The organism is Paenibacillus sp. EKM211P, assembly GCF_011066175.1.
Taxonomy (GTDB): domain Bacteria; phylum Bacillota; class Bacilli; order Paenibacillales; family Paenibacillaceae; genus Paenibacillus; species Paenibacillus polymyxa.
The window spans coordinates 1-14,448 of record NZ_JAAMNS010000013.1 but is presented as its reverse complement, the minus strand read 5'-3'; the positions used below and the strand labels follow the sequence as shown (position 1 = coordinate 14,448).

General features: G+C 40.0%; 12 protein-coding genes. 8 read left to right on the top strand and 4 right to left on the bottom strand.

All coding sequences use genetic code 11. The features are described 5' to 3' along the window. Nucleotide 1 precedes the first annotated feature (1 nt). The 3 genes from G9G57_RS17580 to G9G57_RS17570 form a co-directional block, all read right to left on the bottom strand. On the bottom strand, nucleotides 2-1,210 hold the full coding sequence (locus tag G9G57_RS17580; protein ID WP_016819306.1) for a Ger(x)C family spore germination protein: 1,209 nt from the start codon (nucleotides 1,208-1,210) through the stop codon (nucleotides 2-4). Then, nucleotides 1,207-2,748: a spore germination protein gene (locus tag G9G57_RS17575; RefSeq protein ID WP_017428422.1), complete on the bottom strand. Its 1,542-nt coding sequence runs from the start codon at nucleotides 2,746-2,748 to the stop codon at nucleotides 1,207-1,209. Before G9G57_RS17575 ends, G9G57_RS17580 begins: the two co-directional genes overlap by 4 nt. Before the next feature lie 515 nt (nucleotides 2,749-3,263). Beyond that, the gene (locus G9G57_RS17570; protein WP_164965336.1) at nucleotides 3,264-3,920 is read right to left on the bottom strand and encodes a DedA family protein; all 657 of its coding nucleotides are present in this window, start codon (nucleotides 3,918-3,920) and stop codon (nucleotides 3,264-3,266) included. Between the two features lie 145 nt (nucleotides 3,921-4,065). Between G9G57_RS17570 and guaA the strand changes: the two genes are divergently transcribed. The 4 genes from guaA to G9G57_RS17550 all read left to right on the top strand — a co-directional run bounded on the left by guaA (nucleotide 4,066) and on the right by G9G57_RS17550 (nucleotide 8,675). Further along, a complete protein-coding gene (gene guaA / locus G9G57_RS17565; RefSeq protein WP_017428420.1) occupies nucleotides 4,066-5,604 on the top strand; it encodes a glutamine-hydrolyzing GMP synthase in 1,539 nt (512 codons plus the stop codon). A gap of 220 nt (nucleotides 5,605-5,824) precedes the next feature. Next, a complete protein-coding gene (locus G9G57_RS17560; protein WP_164965335.1) occupies nucleotides 5,825-6,925 on the top strand; it encodes a DNA cytosine methyltransferase in 1,101 nt (366 codons plus the stop codon). An 18-nt stretch (nucleotides 6,926-6,943) separates the two neighbouring features. After that, complete coding sequence (locus tag G9G57_RS17555) at nucleotides 6,944-7,564, top strand: hypothetical protein (protein WP_164965334.1); 621 nt, start codon at nucleotides 6,944-6,946, stop codon at nucleotides 7,562-7,564. Further along, nucleotides 7,554-8,675 carry a DUF262 domain-containing protein gene (locus G9G57_RS17550; protein ID WP_164965333.1) on the top strand — a complete coding sequence of 374 codons (1,122 nt, stop codon included), beginning with the start codon at nucleotides 7,554-7,556 and terminating at the stop codon, nucleotides 8,673-8,675. Before G9G57_RS17555 ends, G9G57_RS17550 begins: the two co-directional genes overlap by 11 nt. A gap of 598 nt (nucleotides 8,676-9,273) precedes the next feature. On the opposite strand, the gene G9G57_RS17545 is transcribed toward G9G57_RS17550, so the two are convergent. Then, nucleotides 9,274-10,404, bottom strand: a complete 1,131-nt coding sequence (locus G9G57_RS17545) for a Gfo/Idh/MocA family protein (RefSeq protein WP_164965332.1) — start codon at nucleotides 10,402-10,404, stop codon at nucleotides 9,274-9,276. A 129-nt stretch (nucleotides 10,405-10,533) separates the two neighbouring features. Between G9G57_RS17545 and G9G57_RS17540 the strand changes: the two genes are divergently transcribed. The 4 genes from G9G57_RS17540 (at nucleotide 10,534) to G9G57_RS17525 (ending at nucleotide 14,057) form a co-directional block, all read left to right on the top strand. After that, nucleotides 10,534-11,379, top strand: a complete 846-nt coding sequence (locus tag G9G57_RS17540) for a LysR family transcriptional regulator (protein ID WP_164965331.1) — start codon at nucleotides 10,534-10,536, stop codon at nucleotides 11,377-11,379. Between the two features lie 186 nt (nucleotides 11,380-11,565). Beyond that, a complete protein-coding gene (locus G9G57_RS17535) occupies nucleotides 11,566-12,039 on the top strand; it encodes a MarR family winged helix-turn-helix transcriptional regulator (protein ID WP_164965330.1) in 474 nt (157 codons plus the stop codon). Between the two features lie 37 nt (nucleotides 12,040-12,076). Next, entirely contained in the window at nucleotides 12,077-12,466 is a 390-nt protein-coding gene (locus tag G9G57_RS17530) for a hypothetical protein (RefSeq protein ID WP_102999196.1), read from the top strand. Between the two features lie 220 nt (nucleotides 12,467-12,686). Beyond that, on the top strand, nucleotides 12,687-14,057 hold the full coding sequence (locus tag G9G57_RS17525) for an NCS2 family permease (RefSeq protein WP_016819288.1): 1,371 nt from the start codon (nucleotides 12,687-12,689) through the stop codon (nucleotides 14,055-14,057). The last annotated feature ends 391 nt before the right edge of the window (nucleotides 14,058-14,448 follow it).

The following is a 14,448-nucleotide window of genomic DNA, read 5'->3' as shown; positions in this document are numbered from 1 at the left end:
CTCACTCCTTTATTTCTTTTTGGAACGATTCAAACAAGGAACCAATTTTTTTGATCGTAGTCTTTGCCTTGTATTCAATCTGTAAATCCATAAATGGATTTTCTTTTTCTTCTTTTAGTCTTTTCCAAAGCTCTGGTTTGGACTGGTGGATCAGTTGACCAAAGCCGAATATGTCTGACTTAAACTCACGTCGAACAGTCTCTACGGAATGCTTCATAATTTCAACGATTTTTTCATTGCTTGCGGCCTCAATTTCTTTGATATCAGCCATACTGCTTAACTTCATATGCTTACAGTTGACCTCTCGTACTGTGCTGTCGTTAGTAACGGATATGGAGATAACAGGCTCTCCATCGCGAATAAGCACTTTTTTTTGGGTGTTACTGCTTAAGGTTAATAAGGCAATGTTCCCCCCTCCCTGACAGTCGGCATGTCCTGTAGTTGACTCCACTGTATTCCGAATGTAGTTGAACCCTTTGCTGTCTTGATTATTGATCCAGCCCAGCAAGCGGTCTTTCTCTAATACACCAATGCCAGAGAACCTTAGTATGGTTCCAGGAGATATGCTTTTGGTGGCATCTACACCTTTTTCATTGGACGATTCTATATCCCCCACTGCTTCCAATGCGGGTAGAGTGGACTGGATGTCTGGATTAGCCAAGTCGCTCAGCAATTGATCCATGGTTACTTTGGTGGCAGGAGCCCATGTTTTAGTTAACGTATCCAATGAAGCAAACATTTTATTGGCTGGCAACTTTTCCAGTGGAGTGGGGATCTTTAACATCGTAGAGGCCTTATTATTTTTAGCTATCGCAATATAAAAGTCGCTTCTGGTAAAAGGCTCTCGCATCAAGGCTTCAATCGCATCCGAAATTCCTCTTCTCGCGTACTCTTCACCTAAAATCAGCATACGAATATGAGATAAATAGATGGATCGCGGGCTTGTATCCGTCATTTTTTGAATAGCCTCTTGAATCGTGGGCGCAGTAGCCTCATAAGTAACAACTGGTGAGCCTGAGCTGGGTGAGGATTTGGAGGCTACAGCAGAAGGAATGACCACCTGAGCAGTCACCTGATATTGGTCTCCTTCCATGTCCACTCCGATCCCAATAGCGATGCCCAGCTCGTTTAATTCTTTACGATCCCAGCAACCACCTAATAGTAATGCAATCAGTCCCCAGACGAAGAACAAATGTATGGTCTGTTTCATGGCTGATCCCTTCTGGTTTTCGATTTATTGCCAATCCGTCTTTTTTTCGTTTTTTGACGAATTGTATTTTGGATAGAGATGGATTGAGGCCGTGTCTTCATGCGAGGCCAAGGTAGGCGAAACAGCGTATCTTTTATATCGCTTTCCACATAGGGACCAAACGGGCTCATATAAGATACTCCGAACGATCGCAGACTGGTTAAGTGCAACAAAAGTACGATTAACCCCATCAATATTCCCAGAAGTCCAAAGGCTGCCGCTAGCATCATTAAGGCGAAGCGAACAATACGAACCGCTATCGATAAACCATTTTCTGGAATAACATAGCTGGAGATCGCTGTGATTGACACAATAATGACCATAGCCGCCGAGACCACTCCTGCATCCACGGCTGCTTGTCCAATGACCAGTGTACCTACAATGGATACGGCTTGCCCGACGGTCTTGGGAATTCGAACTCCTGCTTCACGCAAAATTTCATAAGTTATTTCCATGAGCATCGCCTCGACAAAAGCCGGAAACGGTACGCCTTCTCTTTGTGCAGCGAGACTGACCAATAAGTTTGTAGGAATCATCTCTTGATGAAAGGTAGTTACCGCAATATATACTGCTGGCGCAAGCATAGCGATAAAAAAAGAAAAGAAGCGTAGCATACGCAGCAAAGTGCTGATGTCAGCACGCTGGTAATAATCCTCTGCCGACTGGAAAAATTGAACGAACAATGCAGGTATCAGCAGAACAAATGGTGTTCCGTCCACCAAAATAGCAATTCGCCCTTCCAGCAGGCTGGCAGCGACTGAATCCGGACGCTCGCTGTTATAAATGGTTGGGAATGGAGTGAAGGTCTCATCCTGAATCTCCTCTTCGATGTAACCCCCTTCCAGGATTCCGTCAATATCAATTCGGTCCAAACGATCTCTCAGTTCCTGAATAACTCCTTCGTCAGCGATTCCTTTGATATACATCACGGACACATTGGTATGAGTCACTTGACCGATCTGTCTTGTTTCCATCCACAGCCGCGGATCACGGATTCGCCTACGTATTAGAGCTGTATTGGTACGCAAATTTTCAGTAAAACCCTCCATTGGACCCCGTACAACAGTCTGGGATTGGGGCTCGCTGACATTGCGATCCTCCCAACCGACCGCATCAATCCATATGCCCTTTGCGTATCCATCCAGCAAAATGATAATACTGCCGGATAACATTTGATTGAATAGGGCGTCCATTTCATCCACACTACCTGAGTGACCCGCAATTAAAACCTGATCCTTTAAATAGTCAAATGGCTCTACGTCCTCCGGTACATGATGTTCGTTTACCCGCATCAATGAACGCAGGACGGAATCATGAAGTAATTGAGTGTTGACCAGACCATCGATATAAAACAGAGCTGCTGGCCATTTTTGCATCCATAATAGCTCTTTAATGATTACATCTCCGCTGTTTCCAAAGGAGCTCTCGATATGATTTACATTATCTTTCAAGTTAGAGGATACATGAGTAAGTGGACAACTTTTATTCTGATTTGGCATACGTAAAATCCTCCGATATTGGAGTTTGTTGGCTTAGTATGCTCTGAATATATGGATTTATGCCTTGACGGCTGCAAAGTAATCTGATGATTAGTGCTAAATGGTTAATTATATTTTTGTTTAATTTATGGAGTCTGTCGTATTAGAACTGATTAGAATGGTAGATTGGCAGTACAGGGAGTTATTCGCTGCAGGTAACATTAATGGAATTGGGGGGGCGTTTCTCCGTATAGCTTTGTTGGCTTTAATATAACGGCTTATGGGTTCGGGATTTAGCGTAGGTGTCTTACTGTCTAGTGGGTGATTCCTTTTTTGGTCCTGTCATCTACGGAGGGTCTGCTTATTACCCGCATATTTGGAAACATTATTAATGCAGGAGACCCCATTGTATTTACAGGGTCCATTGTTGGGTATGCTGACGACGTAGAACCAAGGTATCATCGGATTGTCTATGTTTGGAGCAGGGGTAGCTCGAATCATGAGCCGCGAATGTGGGCTCGGCTGAAGGAGTTTAACTATTCCGTGTCATCCTTGTGGCTGGTTTTTACTGATTTTTTGGATTTGTATAGCGATCCAAACAGGAAGCTTCTCCATCGATATATAAAATACAGCAGGATTACGAATCCAACCGCTGCTGCGATTCGTAGTGCGTACAGCTCTACCAAATGGAAAATAGCATCCCATTGCGGGCCAAACAGCTTGCCGATGCTTAGAAAGAGGACGACCCAGAATAAAGCACCGCTGTAAGCATACAGGACAAATTTACGGAAAGAAAGAGCTATAATTCCAGCAAAATAGCCGGTAAAATGCCTGACACCTGGGATGAAATATCCAAGGAAAATAAGCCAGTATCCATAACGTTGAAACCATTTTTGTGTTTTCTGTAGCTTGTCCGGCGATAACAAAACCCATTTGCCATATTTCTGAATAAAGGGAAGTCCAGCCCATTTTCCAATAAAGTAGGTAATGGTCATACCGATGGTTGTGCCCAAAAAAGCTAACAGCACCAGCTTGCTGAAATCCAGAGCACCGGCATAGGAGAGATATCCCGCATAAGCCATCGTGGTTTCCCCGGGAAAAGGCAAGGCAATAAACTCCAGCAGCAAGCCGAAAAAAAGGACGCCGTATCCATATTCTTCGAACAATTGCGCAATCCATTTCAGCACATCCATCGTGTACACTCCTACGGGCAGATTAAGTAATTTAGAATCAATTTATTTTATCAATCTTTTCATGACCACTCAACTATGGTTGATTTCTTGACGTGTTGTTTTATCGTTGCGTATAATGAAACGAACAATTGAGGGAGGCACGGTAATGAATAAGCCTAATGAAATCGTTGTAGTTCTCGATTTTGGAGGACAATACAACCAGTTAATTGCAAGAAGAATTCGGGATCTCGGCGTATATAGCGAGCTCCTTCCATACAATACGCCTGCGGAGAAGCTGAGAGAGCTGGCGCCGAAAGGAATTGTTTTCTCAGGCGGACCTTCCAGCGTATACACAGACAATGCTCCTCAGGTGGATCGGGCAATTTATGATCTTGGCATCCCTATCTTTGGTATTTGTTATGGCATGCAGCTGATGGCCCACCAACTGGACGGTAAAGTAGAACGTGCGGGCAAGCGTGAATATGGCAAAGCAGACGTGCAATTCAATGAGGATGCCCGTTTGACTAAAGGGCTGGATTCTCGTCAAACGGTATGGATGAGCCATGGCGATCACGTTACAGATCTGCCAACTGGCTTTACACTGGATGCGGGAACAGAGAGTGCTCCGATTGCTGCGATGAGTAACCTGGAGCGGAATCTGTATGCGGTACAATTCCATCCAGAGGTGCGTCATTCTGTTCAAGGTAATGAGATGATTAGCAACTTCCTGTATGAAGTGTGTGGTTGTGAAGGCAACTGGACCATGGAATCGTTCATTGAAGAGCAAATCCGTGAAATCCGCCAGCAAGTAGGCGACAAGAAAGTACTGTGCGCTTTAAGTGGCGGCGTGGATTCTTCCGTCGTAGCCATGCTTATTCACAGAGCTATCGGCGACCAACTGACATGTATGTTCATTGATCACGGACTGCTGCGCAAAGGTGAAGCCGAAAGTGTAATGGAGACGTTCGTTGGTAAATTTGATATGAAAGTTGTCAAAATTGATGCACGTGAGCGTTTCCTGTCCAAACTGGCAGGAGTGGATGATCCGGAACAAAAACGTAAAATCATCGGTAACGAGTTTATTTACGTCTTTGAAGAAGAATCCGCTAAATTCGATGATTTTGACTTCCTGGCACAAGGCACGTTGTACACAGATATTGTAGAGAGCGGAACAGCAACGGCACAAACTATCAAGTCGCACCATAACGTGGGCGGTTTACCGGAAGACATGAAGTTCAAACTGATCGAGCCACTGAATGCTTTGTTCAAGGATGAAGTGCGTAAAGTCGGCGAAGAATGTGGACTTCCGGCCGAAATTGTATGGCGTCAGCCATTCCCAGGTCCGGGTCTTGCCATCCGTGTATTGGGCGAAGTGACAGAGGACAAGCTCAAGATTGTCCGTGATTCTGACTTTATTTTGCGCGAGGAGATTGCCAAAGCGGGTCTGGATCGGGAGATTTGGCAATACTTCACCGCTCTGCCGAATATGAAGAGTGTTGGCGTTATGGGCGATGCCCGTACGTATTCCTACACTGTAGGTATTCGCGCAGTAACCTCAATCGACGGTATGACCGCCGACTGGGCACGTATCCCTTGGGACGTGTTGGAGAAAATCTCCGTTCGTATTGTCAACGAAGTGGACAACGTCAATCGTATCGTGTACGACGTAACTTCCAAACCACCAGCAACGATCGAATGGGAATAGGCACTAAAGTTAAGAGGTTAAGAACTTTTTTAGTCAAAGTTCTTAACCTCTTTTATTAATACATTGAAAACATATGTTCCTAATTATTTAATTGGAAGATAGAATTTAGCATGGACTAATATCATATATAAAATATATAATTTAATGGGTTGAAGCGATGGTTATTCTTCAGTGTCTTAAAATTTATTTATAAAATGATTGGGAAAAGTAGGTAATAAGTATGAATGTAAGTATCTTTTCTTTTTTTTCGGGTTCTGGATTTTTAGATTTAGGATTTGAAAAATCTGGGTATAAAATCGTTGAGGTAAATGAATTTTATGAACCTTTTTTAAAAGCATATAAATTTTCACGTCAAGAAATGCAAATACAGTCTCCTAAATATGGTTATCATGCTGAAGATATTAGTACTTATTTAGATAGCAATAGTTTGAAACAAAAGATTATAAATGAGAGAAAAGAAGGAGTAGTTGGATTTATTGGCGGCCCCCCTTGCCCCGATTTTTCCTCGGCGGGAAAAAATAAGGGGAGTGATGGTGATAATGGTAAATTGACAAAAACCTACTTTGAACTAATAGTGAAAGAAAAGCCGGATTTTTTTCTGTTTGAAAATGTTAAAGGACTATTGAGAACAAAAAAACATAAAATTTTTTATGACGAAATGAAGAATATGCTTAATATGAATGGTTATATTCTTCAGGATAGATTATTAAATGCTTTACAATATGGGGTGCCACAGGATAGAGAAAGAATATTTATGGTGGGCTTCTTAAAAAAATCTTTGAAAGAAAATTATATTAAAGTTGAAAAGCTGATTGAGAATTTTGAATGGGGAGTTAAGCAATATAATCTAGAAGAAATAAAAAACTATAACTGGCCAGATCTTTCCGATTATTTGGTTGACGAGGATTTAGATATGCCTAATAACATTAGACCTGAATTAACTATTGAGTATTGGTTTAAAGAAAATGATGTATATAATCATTTTAATTCAGCTGATTATTTCAAGCCTCGGCAGGCCTTAGAAAAATTTAATACTATTTCAGAAGGAGATATTTCAAAAAAATCTTTTAAACGGTTGCACAGATGGAGATATTCTCCAACGGCGGCTTACGGGAATAATGAAGTACATCTACATCCTTATAAGAGTAGAAGAATATCTGCATCTGAAGCACTAGCTATTCAATCATTACCAAAAGAATTCGTTTTGCCTGAATCAATGACTTTAACAGATAAATTTAAAACAATAGGTAATGGTGTTCCGTATTATATGTCACATGGAATTGCTAAGAGTTTATATAAGTTAATTTCTAACATATTTTAATATTGGAGTGCGAACAACATGTACGAATATAGCTTAATGAAAAGTGAATTAACACAATTAAAACCAGCTGAATTTTATATGAAGTATATAGTGAAATCATATAACTGGTATTTTGAAGAATATTCAAATGGCGAGAACGAGACAGTAACTGAGAAAATTGATACTTTTAAAGAAATAGTCACAAAAAATTTTGAAATTAGTTTTCATAGTGTTCAGATGGTGGGGAGTGCTAAAATAGGTTTTAGTTTGTCTCCACATAAAGGACTTCGTGAATTTGTAAAACAATCAATAAATGATAATGACAAAGTTTCTGATATAGATTTGGCAATAGTCTCAGACTCCTTATTTGAAGAGATATGGAGAGCGATGAGAAAATATAAATCAACTTACTATATGTCAAACTACCAAAGAGTTGCTAATTCAGTGTTTTTAGGATATATAAATGATAAAGATTTTACGAATATGCCTAACTTTAATTCTGAAATAGAAACTATGATTAATAATACTAATAGAGAATTAATAGAAGAGTTATCAATTATTCATCCAATATCTTATAGAATATATAGGTCATGGGAAGATTTGGAGGAATATCAACTTACTAGTATCGAAAAAGCAAGGAGTGCTAATTGTGCAATTTAAATTTACTGAGAATACTAAATCTGTAAGAGAGATTCATGCAATGTTCAAAAAGAAAGAATTAATAGTGGATAATTCTTATCAAAGAAGATCTGTTTGGATAGAAAAAGATCAGATTCGATTGGTAGAGACAATGCTATTAAATTTTGTAATACCATCTATTTACTTCTGGCAAAGCGAAACTGACCCTGATACTGGTGATGCCATAACACATATTGTGGATGGACAACAAAGAATCAAAGCGATAATCAATTTTATTGATAATGAGTTTTGTTTGAAAGAAAACTCTTTATTAGAAGAATCGATGAAAAAATCTTTTAGTGAAAAATATTTCCGAGATTTAAATGACGAAGAGAAAAAAAGTATTTGGAATTATAGATTATCAGTTATTGAAATTGATTTAGAGGCAAAAAAAAGTGATATTATTAAAATGTTTGATCGATTGAATCTAACTGAATATACTTTGAATGAGCAAGAAAAACGTAATGCTATTAAAGGGTTATTTCATGAATTAGCAGAAGAAATAGCATCTAATAATTTTTGGAATGACATAAATTTTTTTACGGGGCAAGATGTGAGAAGAATGAACGATGTTCAGTTTAGTGCGACTATTATATTGTTATGGAGAAACGGAATAATAGAACAGTCAAATGCATCTTTAGCGATCAATAAGTCCTATGAAGAATTTAAAGTGAATTATCCCGATAAAGAGAGGGACCATAATAACATTATAAAAGCTATGGAAATGATATGGGAGTTATACGATGAAGATACAAAAACTTTCATAAAAAGAAAAACTCAGATATATACGATTTTTTCTGTGTGTTTTTATATGATTAGAAAGGATATTCATATAAATAATGATATTATTGATAAATTCAAGAATTTTGTTAAAATATATAACAAATATAAAAATGAAGAGATTGCTGCCTTGTCTCTTAATGGTGAAGAAAACAAAATATATGATTTGTTCAAAAAATATAAACAAGCTTCTTCAGAAGGTATAAATAAATTTTCTAATAGAGTTGCTAGATTTGACGTTTTGAAAAAGTTTTTATTAGAAAACGAATATCCCCAAAAAATAATGGACTCAGTTTATGAAAAACTAAAATAATCATAAAACTAGTTTTTAATGAATGTATTCCTACACCGTAGATATTCGGTAATCTCCATTGCGGTATGACGCCGACTGAGGGCGTTCCTTGTGACGTACTGAAAGAAAATCTCCGTTTGTATCGTCAAGGTAGTGACCGTATCGTGCATAACCTCCTAACTGCCAGCAACGAAAGAGTGGGCATAAGTGAAAAAGCCTTAAAAAACCCTTACTATAAAGGTTTTTAAGGCTCTTATTGTTGTAGTGGGAATATCTTAATTATATATAATCAGCAATTCCATTTACGTAGAGGAGATCTTGTTTCATTTTTTCAATGCTTCATCTATCAAAATTCATTTAAAATAATGATCCTCCAATCCGGGTCTCTCTTCTTTCAAATACTATAAATTTTTTGTGAATAATAGTCTCCCAAAAAAGAGAGGTGTTCAAACAGGAGAGTATCTATCTACATTCTTTTTATAAGTTAATTTGGTGATAACCGTTTTTCAATCCTGCTCGAAACATCATTTTACATAATGTTTTCGATAATTGATCAAATCATATGAGTTAGAGTCTATTTTCATTATAAAAATTATATATGATGTCTGAGAGTCTACTTTTACCATACGATCCTTTTCCCGGTTGCAGCCGATTCCTCGATGCGGTCCAGTAACTGATGTAGTTTTAAGGCATGGTTGAAATCGGGGGCGAGACGGGTGTCCGTCAAAATATCCCTGGCAAATACATGATGAGCTTTGGCTACATTCAGGGTTACCCCTTCTTTTGGGAAATAGAGGGTACTATCAGGTTCATGAGCTATACTGATTGTTTCAAAATCACCGTTAGGCGCATGACTCTGCTCATTACTTGGCTCATGTATCAGTTTTTCAAGCGTCAGATTCCCAAATTGAATATGCCCAAGCGAAGGATTCTGTGACAAACGCAAAATGCCCTTTTTCCCCTGAATCTCTAGCTCAAACTTAGAATTCACTCCACCTTGAATGTGAACGGATGTCGGTGCTCCATTTTCCATTAGTCCGTGAATCAGAATCTGATCGGCAGTATCCTTGGAAATGACTTCGCCCGTTTCATGAATAGTGGCTTCGTTATAACGGGAGGATGTGATGGCCGATAGCTCACGGAATTCGCCAACGATGTATTGCAGCGCATCCAAGGAATGCCCTCCGTTAATGGTCAGTAGGTTGGCACCACTGGCTCTATTCAGCAGATAAGCCGTATCCTGATCTGTTCGTCCTCCTTTGCCGGGAGTAGCTACTTGCATATGACAGGATACTATTTCACCAATTGTCCCGTCTTCCACCAGCTTTTTCATCATTTGCACCTCAAAATCCTGACGTGCCTGCAAGCCGACGGTATGATGGATGCCCGCCAGTTCCGCCGTCTTAGCCATTTCAGTAGCTTCCGCAGTGTTGGCACCCAGAGGCCACTCACAAAAAATATGCTTTCCCTCTTGAATAGCCGCCATCACCGCCTCATAATGATGGGGAACTTTTACGCTCACCACGACCATGTCCACATCCTCGGAAGCTGTGAGCTTTTTGGCATCGTCAAAAGCTAATGTTGCTCCTACGTCCTCTGCACTTTTTCGTGCACTCTCTATACGGGAAGTGCCGATGGCCGTGATATCCAAGCTCGGGTGCTTGAGCAAAGCAGGAATATGCGTTTGGCTGGCCCATTTGTTATTCATCGAACCTCCTATGATACCTGCACGAATCTTCTGTTTAACCATGTGCCATCCCTCCTAATTTTAAAATGTGAGTAGAAAATAACGCTCAAGCCCAATATAATACACTTAACTCATAAAGAATAATGCTTGTTAATGATGTAGATATCATTTTATTTGATGGGAGGTAAAGCGGTGGATATTCAAAATATGCAGGCATTCGTTTCGGTGGCAGAGCTTAGAAGTCTAACAGAAGCTGCCCAGAAGCTGAATCATCTGCAATCGAATATGACGGCAAAAATAAAGAAGCTGGAGACCTATTATGGCACAGCGTTATTTTACAGAAAGCCTCGTGGTATGGAACTGACACCCGCAGGCGAAATTTTATACGCTCAGTACAAGCGAATTTTGCTGCTATGGCAAGACACGGAGATGAAAATGAGACCCCAGGAGGAAAAACTGCGCGTCGGCACGATGCAGTCCATTGTAGCAGGCGAAACAACAAGGGCGCTAACGAAGGTATATGAGATGTATCCGCAGGTTTCGGTGACATTAAAAACGGGAACCACCACGGAAATGGAACAATTCATCCTCGACGGAGAGCTTGATATTGCTTTTGTTACAGGATATCCTACCAACCCATATATTCATTATCAAAAAATATGCCGTGAAGAGCTGGTGCTGGTGGGGAAAGGTATACACGAAGGTTCGGATCTCCAGCAAGTACTACAAGGAGCTTCTATTATCATATTGTCGGATAGCTGCCTATACCTCACGCATTTAGAGAAGATGTATCAGGACATGCAATTGACCCATGGTGAGGTTGTCGAGGTTGGAATATTTGATACGATGGTGGAATTCGCTCTAATGGGAATGGGAATTACCCTTATGTCCAAAAAGCTGGCCCGGCAATTTAAAGTAGCATCCTATCTACTCGTTCCTCCGGTTTTTGGCTACATGGATACATATTTAATATCCCGTCCCAATCACAAAATGACAGCAATTGAACATAAATTTATCGAAATCAATAATACGATCTAATAGAATAGGAGAGACATCAAATGCCAATTAATCAAGGCAAATACCAAAGTAGCCATGCTGTATTTTTGGGCGATAGCATTACGTTTGGATATGAATTGCGTGATGGAGAAAAGCCATAGCCCCAACTTTTTTGTATATGTAGACTTGTCTCATGGCTTGTTTATTTATAGTGAGGGTGTATAATACTTGATATATCAATTGAGGCGTCAAGTATCAAAAGGAGGCGAGGTAGTCATCGAACATTGCTCTGAAAAAAGCCAGTTATTTTATCGCATGCATCTTTTATGTAAAGAAATGAATAATGCTTTTGAAGCACAGTTAAAAACCAGCTTTACCAAGGTCGAAATTTTGTATCATATTAATCATCGTCAGGAACTAAGTCAGCTGGAGCTTCAACATCTGCTCGTCTTGGATGGCGCAGCAGTGACCCGGCATTTAAAAAGGCTGGAAGAGGAAGGTCTTATTTTACGCAGTAAAAAAGAGCAGGATAAGCGTGTGACCTATATACGTTTAACCGAATTAGGGGTTCAAGAGCTGCAAGTTTTGACAGAGCAAAGAGAAGCCTTTCAAGAAAAGCTCCTTTCTAAGTTTGACGATGAGGAAATTGTGGCTTTAACAAATACACTACATCGTATGTCTAGCAATGTGAAGAATATGTAAAAATATGCGAGGACAAAATGATTTTGGAGGCCACTCGATGAAGATTTTAGAAGACTATTTTCACTACTATGATTTAGCAAAAGATGATGAGACGAGCAGAGAACGATTAATCAGCCTTTTTTCCGAGAAGATTGAGTTTGTATTGAATGGTAATCGAAAACAAGGCATGAACAGTTGGAAAAGCTTTTTGAACATGTTCTTCGAGTGGACGCTCGAAATCAAGCATATGTATGAGGGGTGGAAGCTTGTTTCCGAAGAAGCTGATACCTATCAAACTAAATGGGCAGTGTGCGGTAAAAAAGTAACAGGCGAAGTTTATACACTTACTGGAGTGGACAAAGCCCGACTAGATACAGAAGGGAAGATCGTTTATCTGGAAAATATACCAGATACAGCGGATGCTTTTGATAAGTATAAAAATATCTGATTATCCTAAATAATAACCCGCCAGCTGTATAATAGCTTGCGGGTTATCTATTTTCCGAACAATACATATGTGTTCAATTTGTAACATTCGTTTTTTCTGTTGACAAGCCGTAGGCGAGAGCCTAAAATAACGGATGTAATATAGCGTATATGAAGGCGAATATTACAGCAATTGAACGACAACAATACGAGTATGCTTTGCGTAGGAGGAATTACGACTCATGGAGCGTTTCTTTAAATTAAAGGAACATGGCACGAACGTCCGCACCGAGATTATTGCGGGGATCACTACTTTTATGACCATGGCTTATATCCTGGTGGTCAACAATACCTTTTTGGGACCAACTGGAGCGGGGATGCCTAGTGAAGCTGTTTTCTTTGCGACAGCAGTAGGTGCAGGTTTAGTAACCATTCTGATGGGCTTGTTTGTAAATGTGCCGATCGGTATGGCACCAGGGATGGGCTTGAATGCTTATTTTATGACTGTAGTCTTGAGTTCTAATGGGATGATTACTTGGCAAGCGGCACTTGGCGCTGTATTTATATCCGGTATCGTCTTTCTGATTTTAACTGTTACCCGGGTTAGACAGATGCTGCTTGTTGCAGTTCCGGAAAATTTAAAAACCGCTATTACAGTTGGTATCGGCTTGTTTATCACAATTGTTGGCTTCAAGCTTTGTAATCTGGTTATGGTGAGTATTGTTCCAGGGACAGATGTTGGTCAACCGGTTCCGGGTCATGCTTTTAATTTGGTTCTGGGTAGCCTGGTACATCAAAAGGATGCGCTGCTGGCGCTAATCGGGTTGCTCATTATCGCAGCGTTGATGGTCGTTCGGGTCAAAGGCGCATTGCTGATTGGAATCGTAGCTACTACATTAATCGGTATTCCGATGGGTGTAACGAATCTGAGTAGCTTGACAACAGGCCACTGGATTCCAAATTTCAGCAATTTGGCAGTAGGTCAGCTAGACCTGAAGGCAGCTTTGCATATTGGTTTGTTTGATATTATTTTCATCTTCACATTTGTAGAGTTGTTTGATACGTTCGGTACGTTGGTAGGTACAGCTACACGCGCAGGCATAATGAAAGATAAGAAAAAAGGCGAGAAAATTATCGGTAAAGCGATGCTGGTAGATGCTGTTGGCGTAAGTACTGGTGCGGTATTGGGTACAAGTACAATTACAGCATTTGTAGAAAGCTCCGCAGGGGTAGAAGAAGGTGGCCGTACAGGTCTCACTGCTGTAACGACAGGCGTTCTGTTCTTGTTGGCCCTCTTTATTGCGCCGCTGGCACTGGTTGTGCCCTCTGCGGCTACCGCTCCGGCTCTGATTATCGTTGGGGTGTTGATGATGAGTCAGGTTCGTAATATTGACTGGGATAACTTCCTGTTGGCATTCCCAGCGTTTCTGACTATTGTTTTGATGCCTTTTACAGGTGGAATTGCGAATGGTATTTCTGCTGGTATTCTGTCTTACGTTGTGCTGGCTGTGTTCAGTAATTTGTTTACCAGCAATAAAGTTAAAATTCACTGGCTTATGTGGGTGCTTGCTATAATTGTAGTAATCCGCTTTGCCTTTATGGGCTCCGAATAATTCAGTAGATATAAAATACATTAACCTCTTTCCTGTTGGTTTAAAAGGGAGGAGGTTCTTTTTTATAGTTAAGCACGAGTAAAAACAAAAGAGTTAATATATGAAAGAAAACGATTAATAAATATGTGTTGTGAAAATTTATATAAATAATACTTGCAAACTAAAATTACATATGGTATATTCTAATTCCGGCCAAGAAACACAAGGTTGTGAGCGAATGTTTCAAAAAGACTTTTGAAACAAAACTTGCAAAGTTGGTTGGGATGTGGTAGGATATAAGAGTTGATGAAGCGACAAGCTGATTCGAAATAAATTTTGATCTTTGAAAACTGAACAACGAGTGAGTACGGATTTTATTTATAAAATCCAATGCTGAAATTTTGGTACATGC